Source organism: Tropicimonas sp. IMCC34011, assembly GCF_003390865.1.
In the GTDB taxonomy this organism is placed as follows: Bacteria; Pseudomonadota; Alphaproteobacteria; order Rhodobacterales; family Rhodobacteraceae; genus Tropicimonas_B.
This window is the reverse complement of record NZ_QMEJ01000006.1, coordinates 53,693-68,451: the sequence shown is the minus strand read 5'-3', so window position 1 is coordinate 68,451 and position 14,759 is coordinate 53,693. Positions and strand designations below refer to the sequence as shown.

The window sequence follows — 14,759 nt, the reverse complement described above, 5'->3', positions numbered from 1 at the left end:
GAAGGGGGGCCCGGCGCGGGGCGGAGGCGCCGGGCATCGAGGCGGAGCTTACGCGGCCGGCGGGGTGGGGGCGAGTCCCCTTCCATGCAGGAGCGCCTCCGGTCCCGGCAGGCGGCCCCGGAACGCGGTGTAGAGCTCGTCCGGTTCCTGCCGTCCGCCGGCGGAGAGGACCATCTCCTCCAGCCGCGCCGCCACCCCCGCATCGAAGGGATCCCCCGCCTCGGAGAAGGCCGCGAAGGCGTCCGCGTCCATCACCTCGGACCACATGTAGCTGTAGTAGCTGCTGGCGTAGCCGCCGGCGAAGACATGGGCGAAATGCGGCGTGGCGTGCCGCATCGCGATGGCCCTCGGCATGCCCAGCTCCTCGAGGACCTCGGCCTGACGTTGCATCGGATCCGCGGGCGGCCGTCCCTCGTGAAAATCGAGATCGACGAGGGCGGAGGCGATGTATTCCACGGTCTGGAAGCCGGTATCGAAGGTCGCGGCCGCGAGCACCTTGTCGAGAAGAGCCTGCGGCATCGCTTCCCCCGTCTCGGCATGGAGGGCGTGCCGGGTCAGCACCTCGGGCACTTCCAGCCAGTGCTCGTAGAGCTGGCTCGGCAACTCGACGAAATCCCGCGGCACGGAGGTGCCGGACATCGACGCGTAGCGCACGTCGCTCAAGAGCTGGTGCAGGGCGTGACCGAATTCGTGGAAGAGCGTTCGCGCGTCGTCGAAGGACAAAAGCGCGGGCTTGCCCTTCGAGGGCTTGGCGAAGTTGCAGACGTTGAGCACATGGGGCCGGATCTCGCCGGACAACGTCTCCTGATTGCGTAGGGTGGTGCACCATGCACCCGAGCGCTTGCCGGGCCGGGCGAAGTAATCGCCGATCAGGACGCCCATGTGCCGCCCGTCACGCGTGACCTCCCAGGCGAGCGCGTCGGGAGTGTGGAGCGGAACGTCGATCTCGCGGAATTCCAGCCCGAAGAGGCGATTGGCGCAATCGAAAGCCGCCTCGGTCATGCGTGAAAGCTGGAAATACGGTTTCACCTCCCCTTCGTCGAGATCGTGCTCGGACCGGCGGAGCTTCTCGGAATAGTAGCGCCAATCCCAGGGCTCCAGCGGCCCCGTCTCTCCGTCGGCGTGGAGGAGCGTCTCGAGCCGTTCGGCATCGGCGTCCGCCGCTGCCTTGGCCGGCGCCCAGACCTCCATCAGAAGGCCGCGCACGGCGTCCGGCGTCTTCGCCATCTCGGTTTCGAGCTGCCATGACGCGTAATCCTCGTACCCCAGGAGCTGCGCGCGCTCATGGCGAAGGGCCAGCGTCTCGGCGGCGATGGCGCGGTTGTCGGTCTCGCCGCCGCCGGCGCCCCGGCCCGTCCACGCCTCCCAGGCCCGGCGGCGCAGCGCGCGGTCCGGGCAGGATTGCAGGAACGGCACGATGACGGAGCGGGACAGCGTCACAGCCGGCCCCTCCTCTCCGCCAGCCTCACGAACGGCATCGGCGAGGAAGTCGGGCAGCCCCTCGACCTGCGCCTCGCTGAGCGGCATGCGCCAGTCCCGCTCGTCGGCGAGGAGGTTCTGCCCGAAAGCGGTCGAGAGCTCGGACATCCGTTGCCCGATCGCCCGCATCCGCTCCCGCGCCTCTCCCTCGAGCGCTGCGCCGGCCCGCACGAAGGAGCGCCGGGTGAGATAGAGAAGCCGGGCCTCCTGATCGTCCAGGCCCAGATCGCTCCTCGCCTGCCAGACCGCCTCGATCCGCTCGAAGAGCGCGGGATTCTGGACGATGTCGGTGCGGTAGGAGGCGAGCTTCGGCCCGAACTCCCTCTGCAGCGCCTGCCGCGTGTCGTTCGAGTCCACCGAGGCGAGGAAATAGAAGACCGAGAGCACGTCATGGAGCGATTTGCCCTGCCGCTCGAGCGCCTCGATGGTGTTGGCGAAATCGGGGGCCTCGGGATTGGTCGCGATCCGCTCGATTTCCGAGCGCGCCTCTTCCAGCGCCTCCTCGAACGCGGGGGCGAACTGGTCGTCCGCGATGGCGGGAAAGTCGGGCAGCGTGAACGGCGTGTTTCGCGGGGCGAGCAGCGGATTGGTCATGGGGCAATCTCCTTTGCACCAGAGCTAGGGGTCGCGGTGCTCAGGTGCAATCGGCAGCGCCGGGCCTCCTAGCTCGCGACTGCTCCCGATCCGCATGTCGGGCAATCGGCGCGCCGCTTGAGGCCGATCTTGCGCGTCTCGCCCCAGAGCGCATCGTAGATCAGCATCTCGCCGCGGAGCGGGGCGCCGATCTTCGCGATAAGTTTGACCGCTTCGACCGCCATCATCGAGCCGACGACGCCCGGCAGGGGGCCGGCCACGCCTGCCTCGGCGCAGGACGGCGCGAGCCCCGGCGCCGGCGCCTCGGGGAACACGCACCGGTAGCAAGGGCCGCCCCCCGCGGGATCGAAAATGGAGACCTGCCCCTCCCACTGGCTGAGCGCGCCCGAGATCAGCGGCCGTCTGGCCGCGACGGCGGCGCTGTTGGCAAGGTAGCGGGTCTCGAAATTGTCGGTGCCGTCGAGGACGATATCGTATTCGGCGACCAGCTCACCGGCGATGCTCTCCTCGAAGCGGCGATGATACGCCCGGACCTCGATGAACGGGTTGAGAGCCAGCATCGCATCCCGTGCGGAATGCGCCTTGGACCGGCCGATGTCGGCGTCCCTGTGGATGACCTGACGCTGCAGGTTCGTCCCCTCGACCGCGTCGCCGTCGATCACCCCGATGGTCCCGATCCCCGCCCCTGCGAGATAGAGAAGCGCGGGCGACCCAAGCCCGCCCGCTCCGATCACCAGAACCTTCGCGTCCTTGAGCGCGCGCTGCCCCGGCCCGCCAATCTCCCGAAGCGTGATATGGCGGGCATACCGGGACAGCTCCGCCTGGGAGAAGGGACCGGACGCCGCGGGCGCCTCGTCCGTCCTCGGTGCCACGCATCTTTTCAGTGCCGCCAGGAGCCGCGTATACCCCCAGACGGCCAGCCCGACGCCGCCGAGGAAGAGCCAGAACGCCGGCTCGCCCCCCGTCGCGGCCCTCAGCGGATTGCCGTCAGGCAGGGCGACCTGCGCGACGAGGACCGCGCCGTAGAGCAGCGCCAGGAGCAGCCAGCGCGTGCCTTTCGGCAGACCCGCCCGGCCGCCAATGACCCAGATCGCGGCGGCGAGGGCGAAAACGACGAGCATCAGCCCTGCCCGGTCGAGCCGAAGCCGCCCTGCCCTCGGCTCGTCTCGCCGAGGGTGTCCGTCACCTCGAAGACCGCCTGCACCACCGGCGCGATGACGATCTGCGCGATGCGGGCCCCGTGCTCGACGGTGAAAGGCGCGTCGCCGAGATTGATCAGCGGCACGAGGATCGGTCCGCGATAATCGCTGTCCACCGTGCCGGGCGTGTTCGGTAGGGTCACGCCGTGCTTCGTGGAGAGGCCGGAGCGGGGCCGCACCTGCATCTCGTAGCCCTCCGGGATCTCCGCCCTCAGCCCGGTCGGCACGAGGATGCGCCCCATCGGCGGCAGGACGAGGCCCGCGGACCGATCCTCCCGCGCAAGATTGGCGCGGATATCGGCGCCCGCGGAGCCCGGTGTGGCATAGGCCGGAAGGGGAATGTCGGGATCGGCGCCAGCCTCCCGCACGAGTTTCACGGAAACGGTCATGATGTGCCCTCCAGAGCTTCGGCGATCCGTTCGGCCAGCCGCCGGGCCACCGCGTCCTTGCTCATGCGCGGCCATGCCTCGGCGCCGCTGCCCGTGATCAGGGTCACCTCGTTGTCGAGCCCCCCCATCGCACCGCCTGCCTCGGAGACGTCGTTCGCCACGATCCAGTCACACCCCTTGCGCGCGCGCTTCGCGGTCGCATGCTCGACCACGGTTTCCGTTTCCGCGGCGAAGCCGACCACCAGAGGCGGACGCTCCGCGTGGCGCGAGAGGCCGGCGAGGATGTCCGGGTTCTCGACGAAGTCGAGCGCCGGCGCGCCCTGCCCCGCCGTCTTCTTCATCTTGCCCGTCGCCGGCGCCCTGACACGCCAGTCCGCCACCGCAGCAGCCATGACGGCGGCATCCGCCGGCAGCGCGGCCATGACCGCCGCTTCCATCTCCAGCGCCGTGCGCACCCGCACCACCTCGACGCCCGGCGGCGGCGCGACGTCCGCGGGCCCCGTCACGAAGGTCACCCGTGCGCCGGCCTCTGCAAGCGCCTTTCCCACCGCGCTGCCCTGCGCGCCGGAGGAGCGGTTGGCGATGTAGCGCACCGGGTCGATGGGCTCGTGCGTCGGCCCCGAGGTGACGATCACGTGCCGCCCCTTCAGCAAGGCGGCTCCGGAAGTCGCCGCGTCCAGCGCCGCCTCGACGGCTTCGACGATCCGCGGCACCTCGGACAGGCGCCCCTCGCCGAACTCGCCGCAGGCCATCGGCCCCTCGTCCGGCCCCACGAAGAGGATTCCATCCGCCTCGAGCTGCGCCCGGTTGCGGCGCGTCGCGGGATGATCCCACATCCGCACGTTCATCGCCGGTGCGAAGAGCACTCGGGTATCCGTCGCCAGAAGGAGCGTCGTGGCCAGGTCGTCCGCGTGCCCCCCTGCCATCTTCGCCATCAGGTTCGCCGTTCCGGGCGCGACCACGATGAGATCGGCCGAACGCGACAGCTCGATATGACCCATCTCCGCCTCGTTCGTCAGATCGAAGAGGTCGCGATACACCGCCTCGGCGGCCAGCGCGGAAACGGAAAGCGGCGTCACGAACTCCTCCGCCGCGGATGTGAGGACGGGGACCACGCGAGCCCCGCGATCCCTCAATCGCCGGATCAGATCGAGCGCCTTGAAGGCCGCGATGCCGCCGCCGATGATCAGAAGGATCCGCTTGCCCTCGAGCATGTCCGCCTCCGGGGATTGAACGGGGCACCCCTGCCCCAGCGCCGCGGAAAGTAGGCTCCCCCGCGCCCGCTCGCAAGGCGGGCCACGATGCCCGGGCGCGAGCGGCTCGCCGCGCTCGCGGCCGCATGTTGCCGACTGGCGTGACGTCCGGCGGGCACAATGCGGGAATACCGCTTTTTCGCGCGGTTTCGGATGCATAGTCTTGTCTGAAAGTCAGATGTTCCGCTTCGGCGGCCCGGAGGAGACGCGCAATGTCGGCAACATCCCACAAGGGGACCCGGTTCAACTGGGAAGACCCGTTCCTGCTCGACGATCAGTTCACCGACGAAGAGCGCATGATCTCGGAGACCGCACATCAGTTCGCGCAGGACCGTCTGCTTTCCCGCGTGGAAGAGGCCTACCTGAGCGAACACACCGACCCCGAGATCTTCCGCGAGATGGGCGCCCTCGGTTTGCTCGGCGTGACCGTGCCGGAGGAGTACGGCGGCGTCGGCGCGTCCTACGTGTCCTACGGGCTGGTGGCGCGCGCCGTCGAACGCGTCGACAGTGGCTACCGCTCGATGATGTCGGTGCAAAGCTCACTGGTGATGTTCCCGATCCACGCCTACGGCTCGGAGGAGCAAAAACAGAAGTACCTGCCCAAGCTCGCGACCGGCGAATACATCGGCTGCTTCGGCCTGACCGAGCCGGACGCCGGGTCCGATCCGGCGGGGATGAAAACCCGCGCGATCAGGACCGAGGGCGGCTATGTGCTGAACGGCTCGAAGATGTGGATCTCCAACAGCCCCATCGCCGACGTGTTCGTCGTCTGGGCCAAGTCGGAGGCGCATGACGGCAAGGTTCGCGGGTTCATCCTCGAGAAGGGAATGAAAGGGCTGAGCGCGCCAAAGATCGGCGGCAAACTCAGCCTGCGTGCCTCGATCACCGGCGAAATCGTCATGGACAACGTCGAGGTCGGCGAGGACGCGCTACTGCCCGGCGTTCAGGGGATGGGCGGCCCGTTCGGCTGCCTCAACCGCGCGCGCTACGGCATCTCCTGGGGCGTCATGGGCGCGGCGGAGGACTGCCTGCATCGCTCGCGCCAGTACGGGCTCGACCGCAAGCAGTTCGACCGTCCCCTCGCCGCCACGCAGCTCTACCAGAAGAAGCTCGCCGACATGGAAACGGAGATCGCACTTGGTCTTCAGGCCTGCTTGCGGGTCGGCCGACTGCTCGATGAGGGACGGTTCGCGCCCGAGATGATCTCGCTCATCAAGCGCAACAATTGCGGCAAGGCGCTCGACATCGCGCGCAACGCCCGGGACATGCATGGCGGCAACGGAATCCAGATCGGGTATCACGTGATGCGCCACGCGCAGAACCTCGAGACGGTCAACACCTACGAGGGCACGCATGACGTGCACGCCCTGATCCTCGGGCGCGCGATCACCGGTCTTCAGGCCTTCGCCTGAGCCATGGCCGGTGGCGCGCCCCTCAAGGGTCTCAAGGTCGTCGAGCTGGCCCGCATCCTGGCCGGTCCGTGGATCGGGCAGACGCTGGCCGATCTCGGCGCCGAGGTCATCAAGGTCGAGGCGCCCGAAGGTGACGATACGCGTCGCTGGGGTCCGCCCTTCGTCGAACGCCCCCTGCCGGGTGGCGGCACGGCCCGGGTCGCGGCCTATTTCCACGCCGCCAATCGCGGCAAGCGGTCGGTGACCTGCGATTTCGCGAACCCGGGCGATCTGGCCCGGCTGCGCGATCTGATCGCGGAGGCCGACGTTCTCATCGAGAACTTCAAGGTTGGCGGCCTTGCGAAGTTCGGGCTGGACTACGAGAGCGTGTCAAAGCTCAATCCACGCCTCGTCTACGCCTCCGTGACGGGCTTCGGTCAGGACGGTCCGCGCGCCGGGCAACCAGGGTACGATTTCCTGATCCAGGGCATGTGCGGCATCATGGACCTGACGGGGGACCCGGACGGCGAGCCGCAGAAGGTCGGCGTCGCATGGATCGACATCCTGACCGGCCTGTACGGCGTGATCGGGATCCAGGCCGCACTGGCCGACCGGGACCGTTCGGGGCTCGGCCAGCATGTGGACCTCTCCTTGCTGGATTGCGGCGTGGGCGTTCTTGCCAACCAGGCCACGAATTTCCTCCTCGGCGGCCTTCTTCCGAAACGGCTCGGAAACGCCCACCCGAACATCGTGCCCTATCAGGTGTTTCCCTCATCCGACGGGCACCTGATCATCGCTTGCGGCAATGACCGCCAGTTCGCCGCGCTCTGCCGCGTGCTGGAGCTGGGCGGGCTGAGTAACGATCCGGCCTATGCCACCAACCCTCTCAGGGTCGAGCATCGAGACGCGCTCTGCGGGGCGCTGGCCGAGGCCACGGCGAGACGCTCCAAGGCGGATCTGATCGCGGCACTGGAGGAGGCAGGCGTCCCGGCCGGGCCGATCAACAGTGTGGCCGAAGCCCTGGGCGAGCCCCAGATCGAAGCGCGCGGCCTGCGGATCGCGCCCGAAGGGATCGAAGGGCTGCGCACGCCGATAAGGTTCTCGCGCAGCGAGATGACGCTCGACCGCGCCGCCCCGCTTCTCGGCATGAACGATGCCACCTTCGGTGAGGTTGAATGACGACCCGAAAGAGTTCGGTCTTGGGCGCCGGTCGATAGGGATCATCGGCGCCCCGCGCGACCGTGGAACACGGCCAATGCCGCCCCATCCAAATCGCCAAAACGAGACGGGGCTGGAACGGTTCGCCGCCCTGCGCGATGGTACCCTAGCGCCGCCCCGGCGCCTTGGGAGCATCAGATGATCACGCTACACCATTCCCCCGGCAGTTGCTCCACCGGCATCCGCTTCCTGCTCGAGGAGGCCGGGCTTCAGTACAAGACGTCGGCGGTGAACCTGAAGGACAAGGAGCAGCACGAACCGGCCTACCTTGCCCGCAATCCCAAGGGGAAGGTTCCGGCTCTCGACATCGGTGGCAACACGGTGCTGACCGAGTTTCAGGCCATCGCCTACTGGATCGCTCATCAATCGCCGGAGAGGCCGCTCTGGCCCGCCGATCTCGAGACGCAGGTCCGCACGCTCGCCCGGCTCGATTACATCGTCGGAACGCTGCACATGCGCGCCTTCACCTTCGCACGCGTGCCCCAGATGTTCGTCAGGGACGAGACGGCGCGCGAAGGGCTGAGAACCTACGGCCTCGATCAGGTGACGAAGGCGCTCGGCATCCTCTCCGCCGACGTCGGCGGTTCCGAATTCACCGCCGGGCCCCTGACCATCGCCGACGGCGCCGCCTTCTACACACTGAACTGGGCGGCCGAGATGGGCATCGCCCTGCCGCCGAACCTCGCCTCGCTGCGCTCGCGCCTGAACGCCCGCCCCGCCGGACAGACGGTTGTGAACGAGATCACCGCGCCGAAGGGGACCTGATCGGCGCGCGCGCCTGACGACGGCGCGGCCGCGGCCTACTCCGCCGCGGCCGGATCCTTCCGCCAGTAATTCGCGGCCTTGTAGCTTTCGGACGGCAGGCCTAGCCGGTCGAAGGTCGCCCGCGCCTCGGCCACCACACCCGCCTCGGCGGCAAGGAACGCGAAGCCTTCGCCCTCCGGCAGCGTCAGGCCCTCGAGATACTGTGACAGGCCCTTCGCCGTGTGGAGCCACGTCGCATCGAGCGTGGCCTCCGTCTCGAAGGTCTGCACCTCCGCCGCATCCATGACCTCGACCTCAGATTCGGTAACGCGCCCTTAACCTCCCACCCGACCGCATGCCCGGCCAGATTCGGAGGCTGGGGCCGCAGGCAATTTCACCGCTTTCTCAACAGCTTGAATCAAATCCCGGCGGTTAACCAAGCCGCAACGACTTGAGTGGCAGAACGCCCCCGGCGCACGAGGCCCGTGCGACCGTTTCACTCTCATCGGGGATGACTTGCCGTGACGATGCACGACGCAGCGCTTGATGTCTTCGCAGCTCCGGCCCTCGGGGGCGGGCAAGGCCTCTCCCGCGGCAGGGCGCTCCCTTCGGCCTGTCCTCGGCCGGACGGCATTCCGGCCGCAGGTCTCTATTCAGCCCTCGGAAAACGCGCCCTCGACCTTTCTCTCGCCTTGCTGATGCTGCCGATCGTGGCGCCGCTCATCGTGCTGCTCTGGGCGCTTGTGCGGGCGGACGGAGGGGCCGGTTTCTTCGGGCAGACCCGTATCGGCCGGGGCGGCCGGACCTTTCGGTGCTGGAAATTGCGGACGATGGTCCCCGATGCCGAAGCGGCGCTCGCCCGGATGCTCGCCGCGGATCCCGATCGGGCCGCAGAGTGGGCGCGCTTCCAGAAGCTGGCGCGCGATCCCCGGATCACTCCTGTCGGGCGCATCCTGAGAGCGACCTCCCTCGATGAGCTGCCCCAAATCTGGAACGTGATCCGGGGGGACATGAGCCTCGTCGGCCCCCGCCCGTTCCTCCCGGCGCAGGCGCCGCTCTACCGGGCCGCCGGCGGGCGCGGCTATTTCGACCTGCGCCCCGGCATCACCGGACCGTGGCAGGTGGAGGGACGCGGGAAGACCGCATTCGCCGACCGCGCGGCCTTCGACAATGCCTATGCTGCGGGGCCGACACTTCGCCTCGACCTTCTGTACCTAGCCCGGACGGCGAAGGTGCTGGCGCGCCGGACCGGCCAGTAGCCTCCTCGGCCAAGACACGGCATCGCCATTTGCTCCGGCGCCTCTAGATGGAAGGACGACGCGACACTGACAGGAGGCGCAAGATGACACTTCCCGTGGACCTGACCTGGTTCGGACAATCCGCCGTGCGGCTCGATTTCGACGGAGCCGTCGTGCTGATCGACCCCTTCATCACCGATGCGCCGCAATATGACGGGACGCTGGAGGCAGCGATGGAGGGCTGCACCCACGTCCTGCTGACCCACGGCCATCAGGACCACATCGGCAATACCAAGGAGATCATCGAAGCGACCGGCGCCGAGCTCGTCGCGGGCTTCGAGGTCTGCAACTACATCGGGGCGAAGAACGTCAATCCGGGAAATATCGGCGGCAAGCTCGATTGCGGCGCGTTCACCGTGGCGTTCACGCAGGCCTTCCACTCCTCCGGCCTCGTGGGCGAGGACAGCTCTGTCTATCTCGGCAACCCGATGGGCCTCGTCGTGACGCCGAAGAACGGCCCGTCGATCTACCACATGGGCGACACCGACATCTTCGGCGACATGGCCCTGATCGAGGAGCTGCATGCTCCCGAGATCGGCATCGTCCCCATCGGCGACCGCTTCACCATGGGCGGCCGCGTCGCCGCGCTGGCCTGCCAACGCTACTTCAACTTCCGCAAGGTGCTGCCGGTGCATTTCGGCACGTTCCCGATCCTCGACCAGACGCCGGACAAGTTCATCGACGCGCTCGGGCCGAATGGGCCGGAGGTGCTGACCCCGAAAGGCGGCGAGCGCATCAAGCTGAGCTGAGGGCGGGGGTCTCGCCGGTCTCGGGCGGCATGGGCCTTTGCGCCGGCGCCCGGTCGGGCTAGGTCCCTCGGCATCCGCTGTTTCAACGAAGAGGGACGAGAATGCGACGGAAGATGGCCGCCGGGAACTGGAAGATGAACGGAACCGCGGAGGCGCTCGGCGAGGTGGACACGCTGCTTGCGGCGCACCCCGCTCCGAGCTGCGACGTCCTGATCTGCCCGCCCGCGACTCTGCTGCACCGCCTGTCGGATCGTCTCCAGGGAAGCGCCGTCCGGGCCGGCGGCCAGGATTGCCATGCCGCGGAGACCGGCGCGCATACCGGCGACGTCTCCGCCGCGATGCTGAAGGATGCCGGGGCGACCCACGTGATCCTCGGTCATTCCGAGCGTCGCTCGGACCACGGCGAGGCCGACGACACCGTGCGCGCCAAGGCGGAGGCCGCGATCGGAGCGGACCTCGTCGCCATCGTCTGCGTCGGCGAGACCGAAGCTCAGCGGGATGCGGGCGAGACCCTCGGCGTGATCTCCGCACAGCTCAAGGGATCGATCCCGGACGGCGCGACCGGTGAGACGCTCGTCGTCGCCTACGAGCCGGTCTGGGCCATCGGCACCGGCCGTACGCCGACGCTGGACCAGATCGCCGAGGTGCACGACGCGATCCGCGCGGAGCTGTCCGAACGCTTCGGCGCCGAGACGGCGGACGCGGTGCGCCTGCTCTACGGCGGCTCCGTGAAGCCGGCGAACGCGGAGGAGATCTTCGGAGTGTCCAACGTGGACGGCGCCCTCGTCGGCGGCGCGAGCCTCAAGGCGGACGATTTCGGCGGCATCATCGCGGCCCTCGACGCAAGCTGACACCGGATCTGCACCCGGCCGGGGTGTTCAGCAAAAAGATGAGGGGCGGGCGCTTGCGAAAGGGCGCGCGCCCCCGCTAGCAAATCACTCATGAAGCGCATCTCCCAGTCCCCCGCCGATCCGGCCTTCATGGCCGATCCCTACCCCTTCTACGAGCGTGCCCGCGCGCTCGGCGAAATCGTTTTCTGGGAGGAGTACGGCATGCCCGTCGCCACGACGATGGCGGCGGCGCAGGCAGTCCTGAAGGACAGGCGGATGGGACGCGAAGCGCCGGTGGCGCCGCAGGTCCCCGGGCATCTGACGGACTTCTACGCCATCGAGGCGCATTCGATGCTGGAGCTGGAGCCGCCGCGGCACACCCGCCTCCGGGGCCTCGTCCTGCGGGCCTTCACCAGCCGGGAGATCAAGGGGCGCGAGGGGGAAATACGGGAGGTCGCGGCGCGGCTCGCAAGCGTTTTCCCCGAAGGTCCGTTCGACCTCGTGAGCGCGTTCGCGCAGCCCTTGCCCGTTCTCGTCATTGCCCGGCTCCTCGGCGTTCCGGAGGCGCGGGCGGACGATCTCCTTCGCTGGTCGAACGCGATGGTCGGGATGTATCAGGCGGGACGCAGCCGGGCGGACGAGGATGCGGCCAACGCGGCGGCGCGGGACTTCGCGGGCTGGCTCGGGGAGGTCATCGCCGAGCGGCGGAAGAGCCCGGGCGAGAGCCTCATCGACCGGCTGATCGCGGCGGAGGAGGAAGGCGAGCGTCTGACGGGGGACGAGCTCGTCACCACGATCATCCTTCTGCTCAATGCCGGTCACGAAGCGACCGTGCATTCCATCGGCAACGGCGTGCGCGCGATCCTCGAGCATGGTGCGGCGGAGGCGGCGCGGACGGCCCCGGCCCAACTGGCCGAGGAAGTCCTGCGCTACGATCCGCCGCTGCATCTCTTCACACGGCATGTCTATGAAGACGTGGACGTCGCCGGCATCACGCTCGAAAAGGGATCGCAGGTGGCGGCGCTCCTCGCTTCGGCGAACCGCGATCCGGCGGTCTTCGACCGTTCCGAGCGTTTCGACCCGCGCCGGGTGGTCGGTCAGACGGCAGCGTTCGGGTCGGGCATCCATTTCTGCGTCGGAGCGCCACTGGCCCGGCTGGAGCTCGGGATCGCCTTCGAGACCCTCTGCGCCCGCTGGCCGGACCTGCGGCTCGCCGCCGAGCCCGAAATCGCCCCCATCTACCACTTCCGCGGACTGAAGCGGCTGATGGTCGAGCGTTAATCCTCCGACAGGGGCAGCGCGGTGGTCGCCTTGATCTCCTCCATCGACAGCAGCGCCGTCACGCTCTGCACGCGGACTTCCGAGATGAGCGCCTGGTAGAACCGGTCGTAGGCCCGGGCATTCGCGACCCGGACCTTGAGGATGTAGTCGATATCGCCCGCAAGCCGATGCGCCTCCATCACCTCCTCCCGGACCTGAAGCGCTTCGAGAAAGCGGCGCTGCCACTCCGCGTCATGCTCGGACGTGCGGATAAGAACGAAGAAACACGCTTCGAGGCCGAGGGCTTCGGGATCGAGGATCACCGTCTGAAAGCGGATCACGCCCGCATCCTTCAACTTGCGGATGCGGTTCCAGACCGGCGTCTTGGACGAGCCTATGTTCTTCGCGATCTCGTCCAGCGACTGGCTCGCATCGTTCTGTAGTTCCGCAAGAATTTTCCGATCCGTGGCGTCGATCCGGACAGACATCCGCGATTCCTCCATTTGCTGGAACAGCCGCCGCTCTCAGAGAGGCTGATAAAACGGATGTTCTTATCTTTCCGCCCCGCTGGCAAGTTGGCGGGACAAAATTCTATATCATGAGCCGAGCGACCAGAATCCCCGAGGGAGCGAGACATGCGCCATTTTCCGATCTTCGTCGACCTCGCCGGCCGGCGCGTGGTGCTCGCCGGTGGCGGCGAGGCTGCCTTGGCGAAGCTGCGCCTGATCCTCAAGACTGAGGCTCATGTCACCGTGTTCGCCGCGGAACCGGCCCGCGAGATCGAGGATTGGGCTGCGGAAGGCCGGCTTCGCCTCGTGCGTCGGCGGCAGGAGCCGGGAGACGCGCTCTGCGCCGCCCTCTTCTATGCCGGCAATGACGACGAGGCCGAGGATGCCCGCTCCGCCGCGCTCGCCCGTGCCGACGGGGCGCGGGTCAACATGGTGGACAACCTCGGAGGCTCCGACTTCATTACGCCCGCCATCGTGGACCGCGACCCCGTGACCGTGGCGATCGGCACGGAAGGCGCCGCGCCGGTGCTGGCCCGCGCGATCAAGACGGACCTCGAGGAGCGTCTGCCGGCGCGGCTCGGCCTTCTGGCGCGGATCGGCAAGGCGTTCCGGCCCGAGGTCGAGGCGCTCCCCTTCGGCCGCGCGCGCCGGGACTTCTGGTCGGACTACTACTTCACGGCCGGGCCCGAGGCCGCGCCGGGCGGCGAGTCCGCGATCAAGGGCGCGCTCTCCGCGCTTCTGACGCGTCACAAGGCGCGCGCGGCCGCGCCGGGCCGCGTCGAGTTCGTGGGCGCAGGCCCCGGCGATCCGGAGCTTCTGACGATGAAGGCCCGCCGGGCGCTCGACACGGCAGACGTCATCATTCACGACCGCCTCGTTTCCCCCGACATTCTCGAACTCGCCCGCAGGGAAGCCCTGCTCATCTCCGCCGGGAAGGAGGGATTCGGTCCCTCCGTCACGCAGGCCGAGATCGATGCGGCCATCGTCGCCCATGCACGAGCCGGCTCCCGCGTGGTGCGTCTGAAAGCAGGCGATCCGGCGGTGTTCGGGCGCCTCGAGGAGGAGATCCTCGCCGTGGAGAAAGCCGGGGTGGACTGGTCCGTCGTTCCCGGCATCACGGCCGCATCGGCCGCTGCCGCGCAGATCGGGCAGAGCTTGACCGCGCGGGGGCGGAACTCCGAGCTGCGCCTTGTCACTGGCCACGACATGGATGGTTTCGCCGAGAACGATTGGCACGCACTGGCCCGCCCCGGCACCGTTGCCGGGATCTACATGGGCAAGCGCGCCGCGCGCTTCCTGCAGGGGCGGCTCCTGATGCATGGCGCCGATCCCGCGACGCCCGTGGCCATCGTCGAGAATGCCTCCCGCCCGGACTGCAGGATCGTCACCGCCCGCCTCGGCACCCTCGCCGCCGATCTGGAGGCCGCTGCCCTCGCCGGACCCGCCGTCCTTCTCCTCGGGCTCGCGCCGCGGGAGGCTCAGGCCGCCGCCGCGCGCCTCGATACCCGGATCAAGCAGATGGAGCACGCCTGATGCCCCCCCGCTCCTTTTCCCCCAAGGTCGTGACCGCCAACCGCCTGCTCGAGGGCGACGCCGTCTGGCTCACCCCGTCGGGGCGCTGGTCCCCCGACATGCGGGAGGCCGACCTCATCGAGGATGAAGGCCGCGCAGCCGAGCGTCTCGCCGAGGCCGAGAGCCAGGCGGGCCTCGTCGTCGGCCCCTACCTTGCCGATGCGAAGGCCGGCCCCGGCGGGCCCGAACCCACCCATTTCCGCGAGGCCTTCCGGGCCCGCGGCCCCTCCAACTACCGCCTCGGCAAGCAGGCCGAACTGACCGGGAGCTGAGC

General features: G+C 68.7%; 15 protein-coding genes. 9 read left to right on the top strand and 6 right to left on the bottom strand.

The features are described 5' to 3' along the window. Window positions 1-48: 48 nt before the first annotated feature. The 4 genes from DQG15_RS16915 to coaBC form a co-directional block, all read right to left on the bottom strand. Complete coding sequence (locus tag DQG15_RS16915; protein ID WP_116087360.1) at window positions 49-2,073, bottom strand: M3 family metallopeptidase; 2,025 nt, start codon at window positions 2,071-2,073, stop codon at window positions 49-51. 68 nt (window positions 2,074-2,141) lie between these two features. Then, on the bottom strand, window positions 2,142-3,194 hold the full coding sequence (locus DQG15_RS16910; protein WP_116087359.1) for a HesA/MoeB/ThiF family protein: 1,053 nt from the start codon (window positions 3,192-3,194) through the stop codon (window positions 2,142-2,144). Next, the gene (gene dut / locus DQG15_RS16905) at window positions 3,194-3,661 is read right to left on the bottom strand and encodes a dUTP diphosphatase (protein ID WP_116087358.1); all 468 of its coding nucleotides are present in this window, start codon (window positions 3,659-3,661) and stop codon (window positions 3,194-3,196) included. The genes DQG15_RS16910 and dut overlap by 1 nt, the downstream gene beginning before the upstream one ends. Continuing rightward, window positions 3,658-4,875, bottom strand: a complete 1,218-nt coding sequence (gene coaBC, locus DQG15_RS16900; RefSeq protein ID WP_116087357.1) for a bifunctional phosphopantothenoylcysteine decarboxylase/phosphopantothenate--cysteine ligase CoaBC — start codon at window positions 4,873-4,875, stop codon at window positions 3,658-3,660. The genes dut and coaBC overlap by 4 nt, the downstream gene beginning before the upstream one ends. Before the next feature lie 251 nt (window positions 4,876-5,126). Between coaBC and DQG15_RS16895 the strand changes: the two genes are divergently transcribed. From DQG15_RS16895 to DQG15_RS16885, 3 genes are all read left to right on the top strand, one after another. Further along, entirely contained in the window at window positions 5,127-6,326 is a 1,200-nt protein-coding gene (locus tag DQG15_RS16895) for an acyl-CoA dehydrogenase (protein ID WP_116087356.1), read from the top strand. 3 nt (window positions 6,327-6,329) lie between these two features. Then, window positions 6,330-7,484 (top strand): CaiB/BaiF CoA-transferase family protein, encoded by a 1,155-nt coding sequence (locus DQG15_RS16890; RefSeq protein WP_116087355.1) that lies wholly within the window; start codon window positions 6,330-6,332, stop codon window positions 7,482-7,484. A 177-nt stretch (window positions 7,485-7,661) separates the two neighbouring features. Then, window positions 7,662-8,288, top strand: coding sequence for a glutathione S-transferase family protein (locus DQG15_RS16885; protein ID WP_116087354.1), 627 nt, complete (start codon window positions 7,662-7,664; stop codon window positions 8,286-8,288). A gap of 35 nt (window positions 8,289-8,323) precedes the next feature. Here the strand turns inward: DQG15_RS16885 and DQG15_RS16880 are convergent, their stop codons facing one another. Continuing rightward, window positions 8,324-8,572: an SIP domain-containing protein gene (locus DQG15_RS16880; RefSeq protein WP_116087353.1), complete on the bottom strand. Its 249-nt coding sequence runs from the start codon at window positions 8,570-8,572 to the stop codon at window positions 8,324-8,326. A gap of 222 nt (window positions 8,573-8,794) precedes the next feature. Here DQG15_RS16880 and DQG15_RS16875 point away from each other — a divergent pair, with 222 nt between their 5' ends. From DQG15_RS16875 to DQG15_RS16860, 4 genes are all read left to right on the top strand, one after another. Next, entirely contained in the window at window positions 8,795-9,526 is a 732-nt protein-coding gene (locus DQG15_RS16875; protein WP_116087703.1) for a sugar transferase, read from the top strand. Between the two features lie 83 nt (window positions 9,527-9,609). Continuing rightward, window positions 9,610-10,314, top strand: a complete 705-nt coding sequence (locus DQG15_RS16870; RefSeq protein WP_232830907.1) for a metal-dependent hydrolase — start codon at window positions 9,610-9,612, stop codon at window positions 10,312-10,314. Window positions 10,315-10,415: 101 nt separating this feature from the next. Next, the gene (gene tpiA, locus DQG15_RS16865) at window positions 10,416-11,165 is read left to right on the top strand and encodes a triose-phosphate isomerase (RefSeq protein WP_116087352.1); all 750 of its coding nucleotides are present in this window, start codon (window positions 10,416-10,418) and stop codon (window positions 11,163-11,165) included. Window positions 11,166-11,255: 90 nt separating this feature from the next. After that, on the top strand, window positions 11,256-12,425 hold the full coding sequence (locus DQG15_RS16860; protein ID WP_116087351.1) for a cytochrome P450: 1,170 nt from the start codon (window positions 11,256-11,258) through the stop codon (window positions 12,423-12,425). Here the strand turns inward: DQG15_RS16860 and DQG15_RS16855 are convergent. Next, complete coding sequence (locus DQG15_RS16855) at window positions 12,422-12,892, bottom strand: Lrp/AsnC family transcriptional regulator (RefSeq protein WP_116087350.1); 471 nt, start codon at window positions 12,890-12,892, stop codon at window positions 12,422-12,424. The genes DQG15_RS16860 and DQG15_RS16855 overlap by 4 nt on opposite strands. Before the next feature lie 147 nt (window positions 12,893-13,039). On the opposite strand from DQG15_RS16855, the gene cysG reads away from it, so the two are divergent. Continuing rightward, window positions 13,040-14,446, top strand: a complete 1,407-nt coding sequence (gene cysG, locus DQG15_RS16850) for a siroheme synthase CysG (RefSeq protein WP_116087349.1) — start codon at window positions 13,040-13,042, stop codon at window positions 14,444-14,446. Next, a complete protein-coding gene (locus tag DQG15_RS16845; RefSeq protein ID WP_116087348.1) occupies window positions 14,446-14,757 on the top strand; it encodes a DUF2849 domain-containing protein in 312 nt (103 codons plus the stop codon). Before cysG ends, DQG15_RS16845 begins: the two co-directional genes overlap by 1 nt. Window positions 14,758-14,759 lie beyond the last annotated feature (2 nt).

Coding starts and splice junctions, on each gene's coding strand:
- DQG15_RS16915 (WP_116087360.1), bottom strand. CDS start 2,073: ATGACCAATCCGCTGCTCGCCCCGCGAAACACGCCGTTCACGCTGCCC.
- DQG15_RS16910 (WP_116087359.1), bottom strand. CDS start 3,194: ATGCTCGTCGTTTTCGCCCTCGCCGCCGCGATCTGGGTCATTGGCGGC.
- dut (WP_116087358.1), bottom strand. CDS start 3,661: ATGACCGTTTCCGTGAAACTCGTGCGGGAGGCTGGCGCCGATCCCGAC.
- coaBC (WP_116087357.1), bottom strand. CDS start 4,875: ATGCTCGAGGGCAAGCGGATCCTTCTGATCATCGGCGGCGGCATCGCG.
- DQG15_RS16895 (WP_116087356.1), top strand. CDS start 5,127: ATGTCGGCAACATCCCACAAGGGGACCCGGTTCAACTGGGAAGACCCG.
- DQG15_RS16890 (WP_116087355.1), top strand. CDS start 6,330: ATGGCCGGTGGCGCGCCCCTCAAGGGTCTCAAGGTCGTCGAGCTGGCC.
- DQG15_RS16885 (WP_116087354.1), top strand. CDS start 7,662: ATGATCACGCTACACCATTCCCCCGGCAGTTGCTCCACCGGCATCCGC.
- DQG15_RS16880 (WP_116087353.1), bottom strand. CDS start 8,572: ATGGATGCGGCGGAGGTGCAGACCTTCGAGACGGAGGCCACGCTCGAT.
- DQG15_RS16875 (WP_116087703.1), top strand. CDS start 8,795: ATGCACGACGCAGCGCTTGATGTCTTCGCAGCTCCGGCCCTCGGGGGC.
- DQG15_RS16870 (WP_232830907.1), top strand. CDS start 9,610: ATGACACTTCCCGTGGACCTGACCTGGTTCGGACAATCCGCCGTGCGG.
- tpiA (WP_116087352.1), top strand. CDS start 10,416: ATGCGACGGAAGATGGCCGCCGGGAACTGGAAGATGAACGGAACCGCG.
- DQG15_RS16860 (WP_116087351.1), top strand. CDS start 11,256: ATGAAGCGCATCTCCCAGTCCCCCGCCGATCCGGCCTTCATGGCCGAT.
- DQG15_RS16855 (WP_116087350.1), bottom strand. CDS start 12,892: ATGTCTGTCCGGATCGACGCCACGGATCGGAAAATTCTTGCGGAACTA.
- cysG (WP_116087349.1), top strand. CDS start 13,040: ATGCGCCATTTTCCGATCTTCGTCGACCTCGCCGGCCGGCGCGTGGTG.
- DQG15_RS16845 (WP_116087348.1), top strand. CDS start 14,446: ATGCCCCCCCGCTCCTTTTCCCCCAAGGTCGTGACCGCCAACCGCCTG.